At 62.6% G+C, this 18,964-nt stretch carries 19 protein-coding genes; 8 read left to right on the forward strand and 11 right to left on the reverse strand.

Going from position 1 to position 18,964, the window contains the following annotated elements:
- Nucleotides 1-7: 7 nt before the first annotated feature.
- The 10 genes from J6524_RS33555 to J6524_RS33600 all read right to left on the reverse strand — a co-directional run bounded on the left by J6524_RS33555 (nucleotide 8) and on the right by J6524_RS33600 (nucleotide 10,139).
- Complete coding sequence (locus tag J6524_RS33555; RefSeq protein ID WP_225678185.1) at nucleotides 8-1,210, reverse strand: CaiB/BaiF CoA transferase family protein; 1,203 nt, start codon at nucleotides 1,208-1,210, stop codon at nucleotides 8-10.
- A gap of 120 nt (nucleotides 1,211-1,330) precedes the next feature.
- Nucleotides 1,331-1,546 carry a hypothetical protein gene (locus J6524_RS33560; protein WP_225678186.1) on the reverse strand — a complete coding sequence of 72 codons (216 nt, stop codon included), beginning with the start codon at nucleotides 1,544-1,546 and terminating at the stop codon, nucleotides 1,331-1,333.
- Nucleotides 1,547-1,670: 124 nt separating this feature from the next.
- Nucleotides 1,671-2,840 carry an acetyl-CoA acetyltransferase gene (locus J6524_RS33565; protein WP_225678187.1) on the reverse strand — a complete coding sequence of 390 codons (1,170 nt, stop codon included), beginning with the start codon at nucleotides 2,838-2,840 and terminating at the stop codon, nucleotides 1,671-1,673.
- A gap of 56 nt (nucleotides 2,841-2,896) precedes the next feature.
- On the reverse strand, nucleotides 2,897-3,547 hold the full coding sequence (eda, locus tag J6524_RS33570) for a bifunctional 4-hydroxy-2-oxoglutarate aldolase/2-dehydro-3-deoxy-phosphogluconate aldolase (protein WP_225678188.1): 651 nt from the start codon (nucleotides 3,545-3,547) through the stop codon (nucleotides 2,897-2,899).
- 9 nt (nucleotides 3,548-3,556) lie between these two features.
- Entirely contained in the window at nucleotides 3,557-4,489 is a 933-nt protein-coding gene (locus J6524_RS33575) for a sugar kinase (RefSeq protein ID WP_225678189.1), read from the reverse strand.
- Nucleotides 4,490-4,522: 33 nt separating this feature from the next.
- Nucleotides 4,523-5,509 (reverse strand): D-erythronate dehydrogenase, encoded by a 987-nt coding sequence (gene denD, locus J6524_RS33580; RefSeq protein WP_225678190.1) that lies wholly within the window; start codon nucleotides 5,507-5,509, stop codon nucleotides 4,523-4,525.
- Nucleotides 5,510-5,617: 108 nt separating this feature from the next.
- Nucleotides 5,618-6,553, reverse strand: coding sequence for a carbohydrate ABC transporter permease (locus tag J6524_RS33585; RefSeq protein ID WP_225678191.1), 936 nt, complete (start codon nucleotides 6,551-6,553; stop codon nucleotides 5,618-5,620).
- Between the two features lie 83 nt (nucleotides 6,554-6,636).
- On the reverse strand, nucleotides 6,637-7,590 hold the full coding sequence (locus tag J6524_RS33590; RefSeq protein WP_225678192.1) for a carbohydrate ABC transporter permease: 954 nt from the start codon (nucleotides 7,588-7,590) through the stop codon (nucleotides 6,637-6,639).
- A 105-nt stretch (nucleotides 7,591-7,695) separates the two neighbouring features.
- Nucleotides 7,696-9,015: an ABC transporter substrate-binding protein gene (locus J6524_RS33595; protein ID WP_225678193.1), complete on the reverse strand. Its 1,320-nt coding sequence runs from the start codon at nucleotides 9,013-9,015 to the stop codon at nucleotides 7,696-7,698.
- 56 nt (nucleotides 9,016-9,071) lie between these two features.
- Nucleotides 9,072-10,139, reverse strand: a complete 1,068-nt coding sequence (locus J6524_RS33600) for an ABC transporter ATP-binding protein (RefSeq protein ID WP_225678194.1) — start codon at nucleotides 10,137-10,139, stop codon at nucleotides 9,072-9,074.
- A 194-nt stretch (nucleotides 10,140-10,333) separates the two neighbouring features.
- Between J6524_RS33600 and gntR the strand changes: the two genes are divergently transcribed.
- The 7 genes from gntR (at nucleotide 10,334) to J6524_RS33635 (ending at nucleotide 16,596) form a co-directional block, all read left to right on the forward strand.
- The gene (gntR, locus tag J6524_RS33605; protein WP_225678195.1) at nucleotides 10,334-11,365 is read left to right on the forward strand and encodes an HTH-type transcriptional regulator GntR; all 1,032 of its coding nucleotides are present in this window, start codon (nucleotides 10,334-10,336) and stop codon (nucleotides 11,363-11,365) included.
- A gap of 192 nt (nucleotides 11,366-11,557) precedes the next feature.
- Nucleotides 11,558-13,378 carry an IlvD/Edd family dehydratase gene (locus J6524_RS33610; RefSeq protein ID WP_225678196.1) on the forward strand — a complete coding sequence of 607 codons (1,821 nt, stop codon included), beginning with the start codon at nucleotides 11,558-11,560 and terminating at the stop codon, nucleotides 13,376-13,378.
- Nucleotides 13,379-13,491: 113 nt separating this feature from the next.
- On the forward strand, nucleotides 13,492-14,223 hold the full coding sequence (locus J6524_RS33615; RefSeq protein ID WP_225678197.1) for an SDR family oxidoreductase: 732 nt from the start codon (nucleotides 13,492-13,494) through the stop codon (nucleotides 14,221-14,223).
- A 23-nt stretch (nucleotides 14,224-14,246) separates the two neighbouring features.
- Nucleotides 14,247-14,993 carry an SDR family NAD(P)-dependent oxidoreductase gene (locus J6524_RS33620; RefSeq protein WP_225678198.1) on the forward strand — a complete coding sequence of 249 codons (747 nt, stop codon included), beginning with the start codon at nucleotides 14,247-14,249 and terminating at the stop codon, nucleotides 14,991-14,993.
- 7 nt (nucleotides 14,994-15,000) lie between these two features.
- Complete coding sequence (locus J6524_RS33625) at nucleotides 15,001-15,393, forward strand: GFA family protein (protein ID WP_225678199.1); 393 nt, start codon at nucleotides 15,001-15,003, stop codon at nucleotides 15,391-15,393.
- A 50-nt stretch (nucleotides 15,394-15,443) separates the two neighbouring features.
- Nucleotides 15,444-16,124 (forward strand): site-2 protease family protein, encoded by a 681-nt coding sequence (locus J6524_RS33630; RefSeq protein WP_225678200.1) that lies wholly within the window; start codon nucleotides 15,444-15,446, stop codon nucleotides 16,122-16,124.
- Between the two features lie 40 nt (nucleotides 16,125-16,164).
- Complete coding sequence (locus tag J6524_RS33635) at nucleotides 16,165-16,596, forward strand: hypothetical protein (RefSeq protein WP_225678201.1); 432 nt, start codon at nucleotides 16,165-16,167, stop codon at nucleotides 16,594-16,596.
- 36 nt (nucleotides 16,597-16,632) lie between these two features.
- On the opposite strand, the gene J6524_RS33640 is transcribed toward J6524_RS33635, so the two are convergent.
- On the reverse strand, nucleotides 16,633-17,544 hold the full coding sequence (locus J6524_RS33640; RefSeq protein ID WP_225678202.1) for a helix-turn-helix domain-containing protein: 912 nt from the start codon (nucleotides 17,542-17,544) through the stop codon (nucleotides 16,633-16,635).
- Between the two features lie 169 nt (nucleotides 17,545-17,713).
- Here J6524_RS33640 and J6524_RS33645 point away from each other — a divergent pair, with 169 nt between their 5' ends.
- Nucleotides 17,714-18,940 carry an amino acid ABC transporter substrate-binding protein gene (locus tag J6524_RS33645; protein WP_225678203.1) on the forward strand — a complete coding sequence of 409 codons (1,227 nt, stop codon included), beginning with the start codon at nucleotides 17,714-17,716 and terminating at the stop codon, nucleotides 18,938-18,940.
- Nucleotides 18,941-18,964 lie beyond the last annotated feature (24 nt).

Below are 18,964 nucleotides of genomic sequence, written 5' to 3' on the forward strand. Positions count from 1 at the left end.
CCCGTCCTCAACTCTTCGCTGCGTTCTTGGTGACGCCATCGCGCAGCAGCGCTGCAATCTCATCCGGCGAAAAGCCGGCCTCCTGCAGAATTTCCGCGCTGTGCTCGCTGAGGCGCGGCGCCAGCCGCTGCGTCTCGATCGGCGTCTCGGAAAACCGCGCCGATGGCCTCATGTTGCGGATGCGCCCCTCGGTCGGATGATCGACCACGGGGAAGAAATCGGTCGCGACGATGTGGGGATCACCGAGCAGACTTTCGAGATCATGCATCGGCATAACGGGCACGTCCGCCTTCTCCAGGATAGCCATCCACTCGGCGGTCGTCTTGGTCTCGAGAATGCGCGCCAGCTCGGCATAAACAGCGTCGATATTGGCGGCGCGACCGGCGAAGGTTGCAAATTTCGGATGGACGCGCAGATCATCACGGCCGGTGGCGTCGAAGAAATTCTGCCACTGCTTGTCGTTGTAGACGATCACGCAGATGTAGCCGTCTGAGGTCTTGTAGGGCCGGCGGTCCGGCGAGAGATGACGCGCATAACCGCCCTTGTCGAGCGGGGGCTCATAGGTGAGCCCGCCCATATGGTCGCCCATCACAAAACCGGCCATGGTTTCGAACATCGGGATGTCGACGCGCTGGCCGCGTCCGGTGCGGTTGCGATCAACGAGGCTGGCGCAGATCGCGCCCACCGCCGTAAGGCCCACGATCCGGTCGACGAGCGCATTGGGGACATAGCGCGGCACGCCGTCGGCGGTTTGCGCCATCAGCGCTGGCAATGCCGTCGCGCCCTGGATGAGATCGTCATAGGCGGGCTTGGCCGCATAGGGCCCGCCCTGACCAAAGCCGAACACGCCGGCATAGATCAGGCGCGGATTGATTTCCGACACCGCGTCATAGCCAAGGTTCAGCCGCGCCATCGCCTGCGGGCGCACATTGTATACCAGAACGTCAGCGGATTTGATCAGCCGCAACACGGCGTCGCGCCCGGCGGGCTTCTTCAAATCGAGGCAGATGGAGCGCTTGTTGCGGTTCGTGTTGAGGAACACCGGTCCCATGCCGGCATGCCGCGTCGGCCCGATCTGCCGCGTAACATCGCCATCGTGCGATTCAACCTTGATGACGTCGGCGCCGTAGTCACCGAGCATCTGGGTTGCATAGGGTCCCATCAGCACGGTCGTCATGTCGATGACCTTGATGCCCGCCAATGGTCCCATGGATCGGCCTGCTCCCGCTACACGGCCATTCCCGGCCGCATTCTTGTGAAGCCAAGTAACGGCAGGCAATCGCGAAGATCAAGGCGCGCCCAGCGTATGGCCGTATGCGTGCGGCAGCGGCTATTTCTTTGACGGCTCGTTTTTGGCTCTGGCGTCGCGCTCCCGGGTCAGGCGCTCCAGTTCTTCATTCTGCTGGCTAAGGCGGTCGGCGATGCGCGCTTCATTCTGTTCGCCGGAGGCGGCCGCAGCCTGTTCGATCAACTGCCGAATGTTGTCTTCCAGAATCCTGATCCGGTTGTTCAGTTCTGCCGTGGACAGCGAACTCTCATTCACCATGATGCACGCTCCGGATGATTTCGTAGGGTGGGCAAAGCGACGCCCATCAGCCTCATCTCGCGTCATTGACGGTGGGCACGGCGCCAGTGCGCCTTTGCCCACCCTACGATAGCACGTTTCGCGGCTACTTCACGGGCTCCAGCACGGAGACGTAATTGGCCACCGCCGCGCCGCCCATGTTGAAGATGCCGCCGAGCTTGGCATTCTTGAGCTGCATGCCTTCGGGGGCCTGGCCAACGAGCTGCATGGCGCTCATCACATGCATGGAAACGCCGGTGGCGCCGATCGGGTGACCCTTGGCTTTCAGGCCGCCGGACGGGTTCACCGGCAGCTTGCCGTCCTTCTGCGTCCAGCCTTCCTTGATGGCGCGGGCGCCCTGCCCGCGCGGCGTCAGGCCCATCGCTTCATATTCGATCAGTTCGGCGACCGTGAAGCAGTCATGGGTTTCAACAAAGGACAAATCGGAAAGCTGCACGCCGGCCTGCGCCAGCGCGCGCTGCCAGGCAACGGTGCAGCCTTCGAACTGCAGGATGTCGCGCTTGGACATCGGCAGGAAATCCTGCGCATGCGCAGTAGCGCGGAAGTTCACCGCCTTGCCCATGGTTTTCGCGCTCTCCGAATCCATCAGCACCAGCGCGGCTGCGCCGTCCGACACCAGCGAGCAGTCGGTGCGCTTCAGGGGACCTGCGACGAACGGGTTCTTCTCGCTCTCGGCGCGGCAGAACTCGTAGCCGAAATCCTTGCGCATTTGCGCATAGGGATTGGCGACGCCGTTCTTGTGATTCTTGGCGGCGATCATCGCGAGCGCGTCCGACTGGTCGCCATATTTCTGGAAATAACTCTGCGCGATCTTGCCGAACACGCCGGCAAAGCCGCCGACGGTCTCGCCGTCCTCGGGCAGATAGGACGCTTTCAAGAGGTTACGGCCGATCTCGGCCGAGGGCGTCCGCGTCATCTGCTCGACGCCAACCACCAGCACGGTCCTTGCCGCGCCCGAGGCGATCGCCCTTATGCCCTGATGCACCGCCGCCGAACCGGTGGCGCAGGCGTTCTCGACCCGGGTGGCCGGCTTGAAGCGCAGCTTGGGATCGGCCTGCAAGACGAGCGAGGCCGTGAAATCCTGTGGCGAGAAGCCGGCGTTGAAATGCCCCAGCACGATCTCGTCGACGTCTTCGGCGGTAATTCCGGCATCCGCCAACGCATCGGTCGCAACCTTCACCACGAGGCTTTCGACGGTCTCGGCGTCGAACTTGCCGAATGGCGTGTGCGCCCATCCCACGATGCTGGCTGTCATGGTGTTCTCCCTTTTTTCCGTTTCAGGAGACTATGTAACCTATCGGGGAACAGACTTCACGCCGGTTTCAGCGATTTCAGGGTCCGCGCGCACATGGCGGTTATGCCGGCCCAATTGCCGGACCGTACGTCCGCCGCCGGGCAGAGCCAGGAACCGCCCACCGCTACCACGTTCGGCTCGGCCAGCCAGGCCGCCGCATTGGCCTCGCCGATACCGCCGGTCGGACATACCCTGATATGCGGAAACGGCCCCGCCAGCGCCCGAAGTGCCTTGATACCGCCGGCCTGCTCGGCAGGGAAGAATTTGACGATATCGAAGCCGGCCGCCAGCGCCTGCATCAGCTCGGAAGCCGTCGCGATCCCCGGCGCAAACGGCAGGTCGCTCGCGGCGGCAGCTTTCAACAGTTCCGGCGTGGCGCCGGGGCTGATGCCGAACTTGGCACCGAGCGCCCTCGCCCGCGTCAGATCGTCGCCATTCAGGATCGTGCCGATGCCGACAGTGGCGTCCGGTACCTCCGCGATCATGGCCTTGGCGGCCTCAACGGCGACCGGCGTCCGCAGGGTGACTTCCAGGACGCGCACGCCGCCTGCCACCAGCGCACGCGCCAGTGGCACCGCATCTTCTGGCCGTTCGATCGTGAGCACGGGGATGACGGTCGCGGACTTGAAGATGGCAGCGAGTTTTTCCTGCCGTGTGGCTGGGGTCATGGCGATGCCTCAACGAGAATTGGCGTGGTTCGGGACGAGGCCGGAGGGCATCTCCGCGCGCGGGATGATGGCGCCGGGATGACATACCACAACGCCGGCCAGACGATGCCCCGCGCGGGCGGCCTCGATCGGATCCGCGCCCGCAAGGCGCGCCGCTACATACGCAGCCGCAAAACTGTCGCCCGCCGCCGTGGTATCGACCACGGGAGCCTCGACCGGCTTGGCCTTGATCGGATAAGGGACGCCTTCCAGACGCACGATGCTCGCCGGCTCCGAAAGTTTTAACACCACCTCAGCGCCTGGAATTCGCGCCAGCAAGCTTTCGTTGCTTAGGCCCGGATAGAGCGGCAGCAAATCCTCCGTAGAAGCCAGCACGATATCGGCAGCCGTGAAGGCCTCCTGAAAAACGGTGCGCGCGACATCGAGATCGGGCCAGCCGCGGGCGCGGAAATTGGTATCAAACGCAAAGCGCACCCCGGCTTCACGCGCGCGTTTCAGCGCCGCGAACAGGCGCGTCCTTCCCGCCGGCCCGTACAGCGAGAGCGTGATCGCCGAGAGATAGATCACATCATAGCCAGCGAGTGATTCAAGGATGTCCGGCGTCTCCGGCAGATCCATCAGACTGCGCGCAGCCGCGCTGTCGCGCCAGTGGAAGAAGCGCCGCTCGCCCTTATCGTCGGTCTGGATCATGTAGAGGCCGGGCAGCTTGCCGGCTAGTCGCATCACACGCCCAGTCCCGACTCCCTCAGCCGCCCAGCCGGCGATCATCTCATCGCTCAAGGCATCGTCGCCGAGCGCCGTGATGTAGTCGACGCCGACGGCAAGGCGCGCGAGGTAAACAGCCGTGTTGAGCGTGTCCCCGCCATAGCCGCGCGAATACAGGCCGTGCTCGGCCTGCTTCAGCTCGACCATGCATTCGCCGATGCAGGCTACCTTGCTCATGACCGCATCCGCGCAAATTGGCCTGAGCTCACCTCAAGCCGCGAACTTGCCGCCGAGTTCATCCTCGATATGGATCCGGATGATATCGTCGAACGTCTTTTCCGCGGTGGTGAAGCCGAGTTTGAGCGCGCGGTCGGTGACGAAATCGCGCGGCCAGCCCGAGACGATGCCGATGATGGTCGGATCGGGCACCCGCTTGATGCGCGCGGTGACGTTCTTGCCGGCGACGCGATCGAGCGCGGCGATCTGTTCGCCGACGGTCACCGACAGGCCTGGCATGCTGAGATTGCGCCGCGGCCCCATCGCGTTGAGGTCCATGGTGCCGGCATGAACCAGGAAGCCCACCGCTGATCGCGGCGAAGCGTGCCAGTGGCGCACGTCCTCGGAGACCGGCAACACCGCCTCCTCGCCTGCCAGCGGCTCGCGGATGATGTTGGAGAAGAAACCGGACGCCGCCTTGTTCGGCTTGCCCGGCCGCACACAGATGGTCGGCAGGCGAATACTGATGCCGTCGAGCAGGCCCTTGCGGGTGTAGTCGTTGATCAGGAGCTCACAGATCGATTTCTGCGTGCCGTAGCTCGTCAGCGGTGTATGGAAGAACTCGTCGCCGATCTTTTCCGGGAAGGGCGCGCCGAACACCGCGATCGAAGACGTGAACACCAGCCGCGGCTTGTAACCGCCGCCGGCATGGCGGATGGCGTCGATCAAGTAGCGCGTGCCGTCGAGATTGATGCGGTAGCCCTTGTCGAACTCGGCCTCGGCCTCGCCCGAGACGATCGCGGCGAGATGAAAGATCACCTCCGGCCGATCAGAGATCAGCGGCGCGGCCGCGCCGGGATCGGCAAAGTCGGAAGCCACGACGCTGATCGGGATCGAGGCGTTGGCGGGCTTGGTAGGCGCCACCACATCCTGCAGCGTCATGCGGGTGATTTCGTGGTTGCCAAGGCGCCCCTCGCGCAGCAGCCGTTCGGTCAGCTTGCGGCCCACCATGCCGGCGGCGCCGAGAATCAGAATGTGCAAGACCCGTCTCCTTTGCGAACTCTTCTATAGCGCTTTCAAGCGAAGTGGGATCCGGTTCGCGTGAAGAAAACGCGCCAAGAGATAATGTTCAGACCGGGCCTCGAGCGCTTACTCTTTCACGGCTCCCGTCATGGCCGACACATAATGCTCGACGAAGAAGGCGTAAAGGATGACCAGCGGCAGCGAGCCGGCCAGCGCCCCCGCCATCAGCGAGCCCCAGCGATAGACGTCGCCATCGACGAACTCGTTGACGATCGCGACCGGCACGGTCTTGTTCGCCGTCGATTGCAGGAAGGTGAGCGCGTAGATGAACTCGTTCCAGCACAGCGTGAAGCAGAAGATGAAAGCCGAGATCAGCCCCGGGATCGCCAGCGGCAGCACGATCTTGGTCAGAATCTGCCAGCGGCTGGCGCCGTCGATCAGCGCGCACTCTTCCAGCTCGAACGGGATCGTCTTGAAGTAGCCCATCAGCAGCCAGGTCGAGAATGGAATCAGGATCGTCGGATAGGTCAGGATCAGCGCAAGCGGCGAGTCGAACAGGCCATACTGGAACACGACGGTCGCGAGCGGAATGAACAGGATCGACGGGGGCACCAGGTAGGCGAGGAAGATCAGGCCGCCGACGAGGTTGGCGCCCTTGTAGCGCAGCCGCACGATCGCATAGGCGGCAAGCACGGATGCTACGATCGACAGAAAGGTCGCGCAGACCGCCACATACATCGTGTTCCAGAGCCACATCGGATAATGGCTCTCGAACAAGAGCTTGTAGAAGTGCTTGAAGGTCGGATTCCAGGTCCAGAACGGGCTGTAGGTCTCCATATCCAGGAGCTGCGCGTCCGGCTTCACGGCGGTGAGCGCCATCCAGTAGAACGGGAACAGCAGCACGAACACGATAATCGACAGAGGCAGGTACAGCGTCACCATGCGGCGCGGCACCGACTGCAGATAGCTCATGCCTTCGGAGTGGTCATCCTTGGCGACAGTCGGCGCGGAAGACGTCAGCACACCCTTGAGATTCACATGCGTGGTCGGGAGATCAGTCATTGTTTTCTCCCTGTTGCCACTTGCGGCGCAGCGCGCGCGAGGCTTGCCTCGTTCGCGCCAAATACGATGCAACGACGCAGAGATCAGTCATTGTTCTCTCCCTGCTGCCATTTGCGGCGCTGCAGACCGAACCAGGAAACCATGATGGCCGCGAGCAGGAACGGGATCATGGCGCTGGCGATGGCGGCGCCCTCGCCCAGTTGTCCGGCGATGATCGCGCGCTGATAGGACAAGGTTGCCATCAGGTGCGTTGCGTTGACCGGACCGCCGCGGGTCATCGCCCAGATCAGCTGGAAGTCGGTGAAGGTGAACAGCACCGAGAAGGTCATTACGACCGCAATGATCGGCGTGAGCAATGGATAGGTGATGTGGCGGAACATCTGCCAGCGCGATGCGCCGTCGAGCGTTGCTGCCTCATAGAGCGATGGCGAAACCGTCTGCAGGCCTGCGAGCAGCGTGATCGCGACGAACGGCACGCCGCGCCAGATATTGGCGAAGATCACGCAAATCCGCGCCCATGTCGTATCACCGAGGAAATTGATGTTCTCGTTGATGAGACCGAGATGCTTCAGCGACCAGGAGATGATCGAGAACTGGGAATCGAAGATCCACCAGAAGGCCAGCGCCGACAGCACGGTCGGCACGATGAAGGGGATCAGCACGGCGGCGCGCAACAGCGCCTTGAACGGCATGTTCTCGTTGAGCAGCAGCGCCAGATAAAGGCCGATGCCGAATTTAATGGCGCTGGCGACGAAAGTGTAGAGCAGCGTGTTGAAGACAGAGAGCCAGAAGATGGCGTCGTCCCACAGCCACTCATAGTTCTCGTAGCCGATGAACTGACCGACGCGGCCGATCTTGGTGTCGGTGAAGGACAGCCAGATGCCGAGGCCCAGCGGATAGGCCAGGAACAGGATCAGGAACGCCATCGCCGGCACCATGAACCAGAAGCCGAGCCAGTTCCGGTTGTGCTTGAGCTGGTCCCACGACGACGCCTCGCGGATCTGCGATTTTGCCGGCGTGATTGCGATGTCAGCCATGAGCCAGTTTCCTTGGGCCAGCCGATCCTGGCGATCTTCTGGGCGGTGAACCCGTTAGCCTTAAGTCAAACGGGCGGCGGACGAGCCGCCGCCCGCTTCCACATCTTAGCGATAGATGCGCTTCAGCTGTCGCTCGGCTTCCGCCATGGCGCTCTTGGCATCCTTGGCGCCGGTGCAGTAGTTGGCGAACATATCGACCACGATGAAGTCGGCGATCGCAGTCGCGGCCTTCTCGCCGACCTTGCCGATACCGGAAGCCGGCAGCGCGCGTTTGGAGGCCTGAGCGAACACAGCGTTCTTGGGATCGGCGGTCCACACCGGCGCGGCGTCATAGGAATTGAGCGTGTGGGTCAGATAGCCCCGCGCTCCGCTCAGCCACTTATCGTAGTTTTCCTTCTCCAGCATGAAGGCAACAAAGGCCTTCGCGGCGTTCGGATATTTCGTGAAGTTGAACGCCAGGATCGGCACCGCAAGCTGCAGCTCCGTCGGCTTGCCGATCGGGCCCACCGGCCACAGACCATGATAGGTGTCCTCGGCCAGGTCCTTCTTGCTGGCATCGTCCTTGGCCGCCACATAGATCGAGATGCCGTTGGCGGTGCAGTACAGTTCGCCCGCGAGGAACGCCTTGTTATTTGAAGAGTCGTTCCATGACGCCGTGCCGGAGACGAAGGTGTCGGAGAGCGCCTTGCAGTACTCCAGCGCCTTCATCGTTTCCGGCGAGTTGATGATGACCTTATCGTCCTTGTCGACGGTCCAGGCGTTGTGCCCCCAGAGGACCCAGTGCAGCCAGGCGTTGGCGTCGCCCGAGGCGTGACCGAGCGCAAAGCCCGCGGGCGTGTTGTTCGCCTTCAGCGCCTTGCACATTTCGAGGAAGCTCGGGAAGTCCTTGGGGAATTCCTTGAAGCCGGCCTTGTCGGTCGCGGATTTGCGGTAGGTCATGTAGCCGCCGACGGTGGCGACGGGAATGCCCAGCCAGTCATTGCCGAGCATGCAGGTCTTCTGCGCCGCATCAGTCCAGCCGCCGTACTTCTTGCCGAGGTAATCGGCAACGTCATTCATCTTCAGGACCTTGGTCGGGAACAGCTGCGGCAGCGTGTGCAAGCCCCAGGCGAGATCGAGGCCCGAGCCGGTGTTGGCGGCAACGGACGCCTTCGGCTGCACGTCCTCGAAGGACTCGGAGAACACGTTCATTTCGGTGCCGGTCGCGGCCTTGAACGCGGCGACCATGGCATTGAAGGCCTCGTCTTCTGCCGGCACGAAGCGCTTCCAGCGCATTACCGTCAGCTTGGCGCCCGACTCCGCCTTCCAGGGCGAAGTTTGCGCCCAGGCCTTGGCGAAATCGAACAGTGCCGGCCCGGTGAGCGCGCCGGCAGCGGCAAGCGCGGTGCCGCCCTTAAGCAGAGAGCGGCGGGTAAAATCGTGCATAGTCCATCCTCCCTTTGAATATTTTTTAGTTATTGCTCAGCCACTTCAGCTATTGCTCAGCCATTCAATCGCTTGCCCGTCGTCTCATCGAACAAGTGCACGAGCGAGGGATCCGGCTTGAGCCGGATCTTGTCGCCCGGACTGAATTGATGCCGCTCACGGAACACGGCGACCACCTGCTCTCCGCCGAGCTTGGCGAAGACCTGGGTTTCCGAACCGGTCGGCTCGACCACGATGATTTCGGCCTCCGCGCCATCATCGGCGATCGTGAAATGTTCCGGCCGCACGCCGTAGACAGCCGGCTGACCGTCGGAATTGGCGGGCGCGGTTTTCAGCGGCAGCTTAACGCCGTTCGGGCCTTCAAACCCGGCGCTCCCGTTCGACTTCAACTTGCCTTTGAGGAAGTTCATTGCCGGCGAACCGATGAAGCCCGCAACGAACTGATTTGCCGGTGTGTCATAGAGCTCCAGCGGCGTCCCCATCTGCTCGACGATACCGTCATGCATCACCACGATCTTGTCTGCCATGGTCATGGCCTCGATCTGGTCGTGGGTGACGTAGACGGTGGTGGTCTTCAGCCGCTGGTGCAGCTCCTTGATCTCGGTACGCATGGCCACGCGCAGCTTGGCGTCAAGGTTCGATAGCGGCTCGTCGAACAGGAACACCTGCGGATCGCGCACGATGGCGCGGCCCATGGCGACGCGCTGGCGCTGGCCGCCGGAGAGTTGCCGCGGATAACGTTCAAGCAGCGGCGTGAGCGCCAGGATCTCGGCAGCGCGCTTGACGCGGGTTGAGATCTCTTCCTGCTTGGCGCCGCGCAGCTTGAGCGAAAAGCCCATATTGTCCGCCACCGTCATGTGCGGATAGAGCGCGTAGTTCTGGAACACCATCGCAATGTCGCGCTCTTTCGGCTGGACATTGTTGACCACGCGATCGCCGATCGAAATCGTGCCCGAGGTGATGTTTTCGAGGCCCGCGAGCATGCGTAGCAGAGTCGATTTGCCACAGCCGGAGGGACCGACCAACACGACGAACTCGCCGTCCTCAATCGGAATCGTCACGCCGTGCAAAACTTCAAAATTGCCGAACGATTTGCGCACGTCGCGAATCTGTACCGACGACATCGAATTCACTCCCCTCATTGTCTGTTTTTGGCGCCGCAAGCGGGCAGCGGCGCCCTGCTGTTCTTTTTCGACTCTAATGCCGGAAGTCGAATTCAACGGTCATTATCATCCGCAGTTTGGCGGTTTTTAGCAATCCAATGGTAGCGCTGTCAATAATTGTTCAAACGTCTAATCTGGTGTGATATGAGCGCAAGATGGGACGAAAACAGACAAAGTCTGGCAAAATCCGCCTCACCGAAGTCGCCAAGCTCGCTGGCGTCAGCCCGATCACGGCATCGCGTTTTTTCAGGAATCCCGAAGCGCTGTCGCTAAGCAAGCGGGAACGCGTCGATAGTGCCGTGAAGGAACTGGGTTACGTTCCCAATCTCGCCGCACGCGCCCTTGCCTCGCATCGCACCGAAGTCATCGGCGTTGTGATACCTTCGCTCACCAACAACGTGTTCGCCGACGTGTTGCGCGGCATCTACGATTCGTCCGAAGGTAGCCGTTACACGATCCAGCTGGCCAACACGCGCTACAGCATCCTGCAAGAGGAAAAGCTGCTGCGCCTGTTCCGGGCACAGAAGCCCGCAGGCTTGATCGTCACCGGCATCAACCAGACCGCGGAATCGCGCAAGATCCTGGAGTCCATGAATTGCCCGGTTACGCAGATCATGGAAATCGGCGACAGTCCCGTCGACATGATGGTCGGCTTCTCGCATTATGATGCAGCATTTTCGGCCATTTCGCACATCCTCGAACAGGGACGCCGCCGGATCGGCTTTCTCGGCGCGCGAATGGACCCGCGCGTGCAGCGGCGACTCGACGGATATCGTGATGCCATGAAGGGAGCATCGCTGTTCGATCCCAACCTGGTCGTCACCACGTCGGTGCCGACCACGGTCACACTCGGCGGAACGCTGTTCACCGATCTGCTCGCCCAGACGCCTGATATCGATGCCGTGTTCTGCGTCAATGACGACCTGGCGCTCGGGACACTCTTCGAATGCCAACGCCGCCAGATCGCGGTACCCCGCGACCTTGCGATCGTCGGATTTAACGACCTGGAATTCGCCGCTGCCGCCGTTCCGTCGCTCAGCAGCGTGCGCACCAACCGTTATGAAATGGGCCGCCACGCCGTCACCATGGTGATCGACGCGATCGAGGGCCGCCGTCCGCGGGAGCCGGTGATCGACCTTGGTTTTCAGCTGATGGTCCGCGAGAGCTCGACGCCATCGACGATCTGACACAGCTTTCACGGCACGCAGCACAGGCGCGCGGCAGAAAATGGTAGCGCTATCTTTTGCGCGAGATTAAGATCGCGTCCGCGAAAATCTGAATTGGGCGCGCGGCTGCGTTGGCAGCAGATGAAATTTTCAGCATGGTGCAAAGGCTGCCATGCTTCGCGGCCACCAGTTTGCAAGTGCGGGGAGGAAACAATGAAAAAAAGCGACGACAAGGCCTCAACCAATGGCAAGGGCCGCAGACTCCGTTCCCTCGAATGGTTCGACAATCCGCATAACCCGGGCATGACTGCGCTCTATCTCGAGCGCTACCTGAACTACGGCCTGACGCGCGAGGAATTGCAGTCCGGCAAGCCGATCATCGGCATCGCCCAGACCGGCAACGACCTATCGCCGTGCAATCGCCATCACCTCGAACTGGCGCACCGAGTGCGCGAAGGCATCCGCGCGGCCGGCGGCATCGCGATGGAATTCCCGACCCATCCGATTCAGGAGACCGGAAAGCGGCCGACCGCGGCGCTCGACCGCAACCTTGCCTATCTCGGCCTGGTCGAAGTGCTGTTCGGCTATCCGCTCGATGGCGTGGTGCTGACCACCGGCTGCGACAAGACCACGCCGGCCTGCCTGATGGCGGCGGCGACCGTCAATCTGCCCGCCATCGTGCTTTCGGGCGGCCCAATGCTGAATGGCTGGTTCAAGGGTGAGCGCACCGGTTCTGGCACCATCGTCTGGAAGGCCCGCGAGATGCTTGCCGCCGGCGAGATCGACTACAACGGCTTCATCGAAATCGTGGCCTCCTCCACCCCGTCGGTCGGCCATTGCAACACTATGGGCACCGCCTCGACCATGAACTCGCTCGCCGAAGCGCTCGGCATGTCGCTGCCGGGCTGCGCGGCAATCCCCGCCCCGCATCGCGAGCGTGGCCAGATCGCCTATGAGACCGGAAAGCGCATCGTCGAGATGGTCTGGGAAGATCTCAAACCTTCCGACATCCTGACCCGCAAGGCGTTCGAAAACTGCATCGTGGTGAATTCGGCGATCGGCGGCTCGACCAACGCGCCGATCCACATCAACGCGTTGGCGCGGCATATCGGCGTCGAGCTCTCGATCGATGACTGGCAGAAGCACGGTCACGACATCCCGCTGCTCGTGAACATGCAGCCGGCCGGCTTCTATCTCGGCGAGGAATACCATCGCGCCGGCGGCGTGCCGACGGTGGTGCGCGAGTTGATGGCCCACAAGCGCATCCACGAAGACGCGCTGACGGTCAACGGCCGCACCATCGGCGAGAACTGCCGCGAGGCGCCCAAGCCCGACGGCGACGTGATCTGGAGCTACGACAAGCCGTTGGTGAAGGATGCCGGCTTCCTGGTGCTGCGCGGCAATCTCTTTGATTCCGCGATCATGAAGACCTCTGTGATCTCCAAGGAGTTTCGCGACCGTTATCTCAGTAATCCCCAGGACCCCAACGCGTTCGAAGGCCGGGCGATCGTATTCGAGGGGCCTGAGGATTATCACGAGCGGATCGATGACCCCTCGCTCAATATCGACGAACACTGCGTGCTGTTCATCCGCGGCGCCGGACCGATCGGCTATCCCGGCGGCGCCGAGGTCGTGAATATGCAGCCGCCGGCGGCGCTGATCAAACGCGGCATTCTCTCCCTGCCCTGCATCGGCGACGGACGGCAGTCCGGCACATCAGGCTCGCCGTCGATCCTCAACGCCTCGCCAGAGGCTGCCGCCGATGGCGGGCTTGCGATCCTGCAGACCGGCGACAAGGTGCGCATCGACCTCAACACGGGCGACGCCAACATCCTGATCACGAGCGACGAATTGAAGAAGCGCCGCGCCGAATTGAAGGCCAAGGGCGGCTTCCCCTACCCGGCCAACCAGACGCCGTGGCAGGAGCTCTATCGCTCGACCGTCGGCCAGCAGGCGACCGGCGCTTGCATGGAGCTCGCCACGCGCTATCAGAATATCGCCGGTACGGTCGGCGTGGCGCGGGACAATCATTAGCTGGTCGCCGTCATTGCGAGCGCAGCGAAGCAATCCATGCCTCCGCGCAGGGAACATGGATTGCTTCGTCGCTATCGCCCCTCGCAATGACGAAGAAAAAAGGAAAGAAAAACATGTCAGATCGACTTAAGGGAAAACGCGCTGTTGTCACTGCCGCAGCGGCGGGCATTGGGCGAGCATGTGCAGTAGCATTCGCGCGCGAAGGCGCCACGGTGATCGCTACCGACATCAATGAAAACGGCATCGCCACCCTGGGCAAGGAAGGCGTTGCCGAGACGGCACGGCTCGACGTTCGTAGCACCGCCGAGGTCGACGCCTTCGCCAAGCGCGTTGGAAAGATCGATATCTTGCTCAATGCAGCAGGCTTCGTACATCACGGAACCATCCTGGACTGTTCGGAGGAGGACTGGGACTTCTCGTTCGACCTCAACGTCAAATCCATGCACCGGACCATCAAGGCATTTCTGCCGGCGATGCTGGCGGGTGGAGGCGGCAGCATCGTCAACATCTCGTCTTGTGCGGCATTGAGGCCACCGGCCAACCGTTATGTCTACAGTGCATCCAAGGCGGCGGTTTCGCTGCTCACGCGCGCGATTGCGCTCGACTTTATTACCCAGGGCATCCGCTGCAACAGCATCTGCCCCGGTACCGTGGAGACACCCTCGATGCTTGAGCGCGCCGCGGCTGTCGGCCCGCAGGGCAAAGAGATGTTCATCGCCCGCCAGAAGATGGGGCGGCTGGGCACCGCAGAGGAAATCGCGGCCATGGCGGTCTATCTTGCGAGCGACGAAGCCGCGTTCACCACCGGCGTCGACCTCGTCGTCGATGGCGGCTACATGCTCTAACGTCCACGCAAAAGGCTTCCAACATGAACAAGATCGATCTGAACGGCCGCAGCGCCGTCGTCACCGGCGGGGCCCAGGGTTTTGGCCGCGCGATCACCGAGCGCTTCGTCGCCTCCGGCGCGAAGGTCGCGATCTGGGATTTCGACCTGCCGCTGGCGGAAAAGACCGCCAGGGAAATCGGCCCGGCCGTCACCGCCTTCAAGGTCAACGTGTCCGATCTCGGTGCTGTCGAGAAGACCCGTGATGAAACGCTGAAGGCGCTCGGCAAGATCGACATCCTCGTCAACAATGCCGGCATCGCCGGCGTTAACGCTACCGTGTGGGAAACCGATCTCGAGGAATGGCGCAAGGTGCTGCGCATCAATCTCGACGGTCCCTTCATCTGCTGCAAGGCGGTGGTGCCGGCGATGATCGCCCAGAAGTACGGCCGTATCGTCAACATCGCCTCGATCGCCGGCAAGGAAGGCAACCCGAATGCCGCGCATTATTCGGCCTCCAAGGCCGGCCTGATCGCGCTGACCAAATCGCTCGGCAAGGAACTCGCCCAGCACGACATCCTGGTTAATGCGGTGACGCCTGCCGCGGCGAAGACCGCGATCTTCGACCAGCTCACGCAGCAGCACATCGATTTCATGCTGTCGAAGATTCCGAAGGGCCGTTTTGTTCTGGTGGAAGAACTCGCCGCGATGGTGGCGTGGCTGGCGTCGGAAGATTGCGCGTTCTCCACCGGCGCGGTGTTCGACATTTCCGGCGGCCGGGCGACCTATTGAGGCAGCCATGATCCAGGAAGGCGGATGCCTCTGCGGCGCGGTCCGGTTCAAGACCGAGGGCGAGCCGCTCAATGTTCGCATCTGCCATTGCCGCAACTGCCAGAAGGCGATGGGCTCGCCGTTCTTTGCTAGGGCACTATTCGATCAGCGCTCACTTTCGGTCGAGGGTGAAACCGCGCGCTGTCCATCATCGGAAGCGCTCGACCGGGTATTTTGCAAGGTTTGCGGCACGCGGCTGTTCTCCCGGCGCACCAACGGGACCGTGGTCGGCGTTGCGCTTGCCGCCTTCGACGATCGCAACGCCTTTGCACCGACCGAGCACATCTGGGTCTCCGAGAAGATGTCCTGGGTGCGGCTCGACGACGGCTTGCCGCAATATCAGGAGACGGTTCCCCAATAACGCGGGCGTGCTAGGCTACAGGCCTCGAAGCGCAACCGGGGGCGGATCGTTTGAACATCTCGCTGTACGACATTTCGGTCTGGATTTTCCCCATCCTCATCGCCATCACCTTTCACGAGGCCGCCCACGGCTTCGTGGCATACCGGCTCGGGGACGATACCGCTTGGCAGCTCGGCCGGGTCAGCTTCAATCCCTTCAAGCATATCGATCCCTTTGGCACCGTGATTCTGCCGGGCGTGCTGTTCCTGGCGCACTCCCCGTTCCTGTTCGGTTATGCCAAGCCGGTCCCGGTGAATTTCAGAAACCTGAACCATCCCCGGCTCGACATGGTCTGGGTGGCGCTGGCCGGGCCCGCCACCAACATCATTCTGGCTGTCATCGCAGCGTTAGCCTTCCATGCGCTGCCTTGGGTGCCGGCCGAGGCCGCCAAATGGACGGCGGACAACCTAAAAAATGCTTTCTTGATCAATATCGTGCTGGCGATCTTCAACATGATGCCGATCCCGCCGCTGGACGGCGGCCGGGTCGCAGTCGGGCTGTTGCCGCGGGTGCTGGCATACCCGCTGTCGCGGCTGGAACCCTATGGAATCCTGATCCTGCTCGGCCTTCTGATCCTGCTCCCCGTCATCGGCGCGCAGCTCGGCCTAAATCTTGATGTTATTTCGGCGATACTGCGGACACTGATCGGTTATGTTGGCAGCGCGCTTCTCTTCATTACCGGCAACGCCTAGAGTTCTGATAGAATAACACAGGGAAGAACCGACCCGGGCCATGGCCACAAAAGCTGCCGATATGTTGATTGCACGCCGCGCCGATACCCGCGCGAGGGCAGATTTTGCAACCTGGAAAATGATAGCCAAGCTGAACGGCTTTTCCGCCCTGCCCCCCGAGGCGCAGAGCTTTCTCGAAGGCTACAGGCAGCTGCTCGCGAACATGTCGGAGGCCGACGCTTCCGAGGCCACCATTCAGCTGATGTACAAGCGATACTATTCCGAGATGGGCGGCAGCGGAAACCCGCCGCAGCTGCCTTCGCGTGCGAGCGATCCGACCAAAGACAGCAGTAACGTCACCGCATTCCGCCGCCCGCCCGCCCGGCCAAGACAAACCGCGCCGGATGCAACGGCAAGATCTCGGCTGCCCGTGGCGCTGATCTTTATCTGTCTCGCCATCGTTTACGTCAGCATTCGCATGCTCTGGCGCTGACGCGTTCCCGCCGCGAATTTCTGCGATAAAATTTCATCACGGCCACGCCGCGTAGGAAGGGCCGCTGCGCGCATGCTCCAACCGGATCTGCCGGCGATAATTTCCCGGCGACGCGCCGCGATACTTGCGGAAGAAGCGGTTGAAATAGGCGGGATCGCGGAAGCCGAGGCCGTATCCGATCTGCTCGACGGGAAGATCGAGCTGCTGCAGCCGCGTGCAGGCTTCGCGCAGCAGGCGCTCGTGGATGATCGCGCGCGGGCCGCAACCCTTCTCGCGCTGGCAATGCGCATGCAGCTTGTCGGAGGTGACGCCAAGCGCGTTGGCGTAGCGCGCGACCGGCCAGCCGTCGCGGTAGTGCAGTTCGACCATCTGCAGGAAATTACCAACCAGCGCCAGACCGCCGCCACGCACGGCCATCTCGTCGCGCGCATCGCGCGAGGCGCTAAGCCGCCAGAGCTGCAAGCACAGTAAAAGCAGATGCGAGGAAATCAGCGTCGCGCCGCCAAAACCGGGCATGCGTAGCTCAGTCACGATGGCACGGCAGGATTCAGTGACCGTGTCCAGATATGGCGGCAGCACTTCGCCTGCGATCAGCGCGACGCGCTCGGTGGTCCTGCGCAGATGCAGCGCCTCGGCATTGCCGGCAACGATCTTGATCAGGAAATCATCCTCGACCGACAGCAGAAATCCTTGCGCGCCCGGGCCCACTTCCACCGTCGCATCGATACCGCCCGGCAGCCAAAGCAAGCTCGGCGCGTCGAGCGCAACGCCGGTCCCCTGCCATGACGCACGGCCGCGATCCGATTGCAGCAGCAACAGATGCGCCCGCCGCTCGGACTTCTGGCGGATCACCCACGATCGGGCGGCCAAGGCAGCCGAAAATGCCTCCGCACGCACCGCCAGCGCGATACCGACCGGCAGTCCGTTCAGGCCCGATAATGCCGACATGACCCCGCCTCCTGAGACAATCCGCCGCCAGTAAACCGGGGCCTTCACCAGAAAAGTACAATCTTTCCCCGGTTTCGTCCAATTCCAAGCCGCCCAGGACCTCCCCTAACGTCAAGGCGATCACGAGCGCCAGCCAATGGCGCCAATCGAAACACCTGGGGAGGAGAACATGACGACATTTCTGACGCGGCGCGTCGCCCTGCTGGCGGCCGCCACCTGCGTCGCCACGCTGGGCCTGTCCGCCGCCGCGGAAGCGCAGACCTCGATCAAAATCGGCTATGCGATCTCGCGCACCGGCCCCAATACCGGCGGCGCGGCCGTCACCACGATTCCCAACTACGAATTGTGGGTGAAGGAAGTGAACGCCGGCGGGGGCATCAAGCTCGGCGACAAGCGCGTCCCGATCGAGGTCGTGCAGTATGACGACCGCTCCAACGCCGAAGAGGCGGTGCGCGCGCTCGAGCGGCTGATCAACCAGGACAAGGTCGATTTCATCCTGCCGCCATGGGGCACCGGCCTCAATCTCGCCGTCGGCCCGACGCTCAACCGCGAAGGCTATCCGCACCTCGCCGCGACCGCCGTCACCGACCGCGCGCCCGAACTCGCCAAGCGCTGGCCGAACAGTTTCTGGCTGCTCGGCACCAGCGGCGATGCCGCCAAGACGCTGGTCGACCTGCTATCCAAGCTGCGCGACGAAAAGAAGATCGGCGATACCGTAGCGATGGTCAGCATTGCCGACGGCTTCGGCATCGACCTGTCGACCGCGGCGCGGCCGGCGCTCACCAACGCGAAATTCAAGCTCGCCTACGACAAGAGCTATCCAATCGGCACGCAGGACCTCGCGCCGATCGTCAATGAGATCAAGGCGCTCAATCCTGACGTCTTCATCGCGTTCAGCTATCCGCCGGATACGCTGGCGCTGACCGAGCAATCACGGATCGCCGGCTTCAATCCGAAAGTGTTCTATACCGGCGTCGGCACCGCCTTCCCGCTCTACAAGCAGAAGTTCGGCAAGAACACCGAAGGCGTCATGGGCATCGGCGGCTGGAGCGGCGACAGCCCGGCGATCAAGGACTACCTCGCCCGCCACAAGGCCTCCGCCGCCAACGGCGCCGAGCCGGATCGCTGGGCGAGCGCGGTTACCTATGCCAGCCTGCAGATGCTGCAACAGGCGATCGAACGCGTCGGCAAGGTCGACCGCGCCGCCGTCATCAAGGACCTGCAGACCGGCACGTTCGACACCGTGATCGGCAAGGTCAAGCTCGAGAACAACATGCCGACCCGCTACTGGTGGGTCGGCCAGTGGCAGGACGGTGAGTTCTACGGCATCGCTCCGGCGAAGAACGAAGGTGCGCGCACCGCGATCGTGCCGAAGCCGGCGTGGGTGGCGCCCTAACATCACGTTAGCGAGACGGCCGGC

This window comes from Bradyrhizobium hereditatis, from assembly GCF_020329435.1.
Classification (GTDB): Bacteria; Pseudomonadota; Alphaproteobacteria; order Rhizobiales; family Xanthobacteraceae; genus Bradyrhizobium; species Bradyrhizobium hereditatis.

Coding starts and splice junctions, on each gene's coding strand:
- J6524_RS33600 (WP_225678194.1), bottom strand. CDS start 10,139: ATGTCGTCGGTACAGATTCGCGACGTGCGCAAATCGTTCGGCAATTTT.
- eda (WP_225678188.1), bottom strand. CDS start 3,547: ATGACCCCAGCCACACGGCAGGAAAAACTCGCTGCCATCTTCAAGTCC.
- J6524_RS33560 (WP_225678186.1), bottom strand. CDS start 1,546: ATGGTGAATGAGAGTTCGCTGTCCACGGCAGAACTGAACAACCGGATC.
- J6524_RS33640 (WP_225678202.1), bottom strand. CDS start 17,544: ATGTCGGCATTATCGGGCCTGAACGGACTGCCGGTCGGTATCGCGCTG.
- J6524_RS33635 (WP_225678201.1), top strand. CDS start 16,165: ATGGCCACAAAAGCTGCCGATATGTTGATTGCACGCCGCGCCGATACC.
- J6524_RS33625 (WP_225678199.1), top strand. CDS start 15,001: ATGATCCAGGAAGGCGGATGCCTCTGCGGCGCGGTCCGGTTCAAGACC.
- gntR (WP_225678195.1), top strand. CDS start 10,334: ATGGGACGAAAACAGACAAAGTCTGGCAAAATCCGCCTCACCGAAGTC.
- J6524_RS33595 (WP_225678193.1), bottom strand. CDS start 9,015: ATGCACGATTTTACCCGCCGCTCTCTGCTTAAGGGCGGCACCGCGCTT.
- J6524_RS33590 (WP_225678192.1), bottom strand. CDS start 7,590: ATGGCTGACATCGCAATCACGCCGGCAAAATCGCAGATCCGCGAGGCG.
- J6524_RS33610 (WP_225678196.1), top strand. CDS start 11,558: ATGAAAAAAAGCGACGACAAGGCCTCAACCAATGGCAAGGGCCGCAGA.
- J6524_RS33575 (WP_225678189.1), bottom strand. CDS start 4,489: ATGAGCAAGGTAGCCTGCATCGGCGAATGCATGGTCGAGCTGAAGCAG.
- J6524_RS33615 (WP_225678197.1), top strand. CDS start 13,492: ATGTCAGATCGACTTAAGGGAAAACGCGCTGTTGTCACTGCCGCAGCG.
- J6524_RS33555 (WP_225678185.1), bottom strand. CDS start 1,210: ATGGGACCATTGGCGGGCATCAAGGTCATCGACATGACGACCGTGCTG.
- J6524_RS33620 (WP_225678198.1), top strand. CDS start 14,247: ATGAACAAGATCGATCTGAACGGCCGCAGCGCCGTCGTCACCGGCGGG.
- J6524_RS33565 (WP_225678187.1), bottom strand. CDS start 2,840: ATGACAGCCAGCATCGTGGGATGGGCGCACACGCCATTCGGCAAGTTC.
- J6524_RS33585 (WP_225678191.1), bottom strand. CDS start 6,553: ATGACTGATCTCCCGACCACGCATGTGAATCTCAAGGGTGTGCTGACG.
- J6524_RS33645 (WP_225678203.1), top strand. CDS start 17,714: ATGACGACATTTCTGACGCGGCGCGTCGCCCTGCTGGCGGCCGCCACC.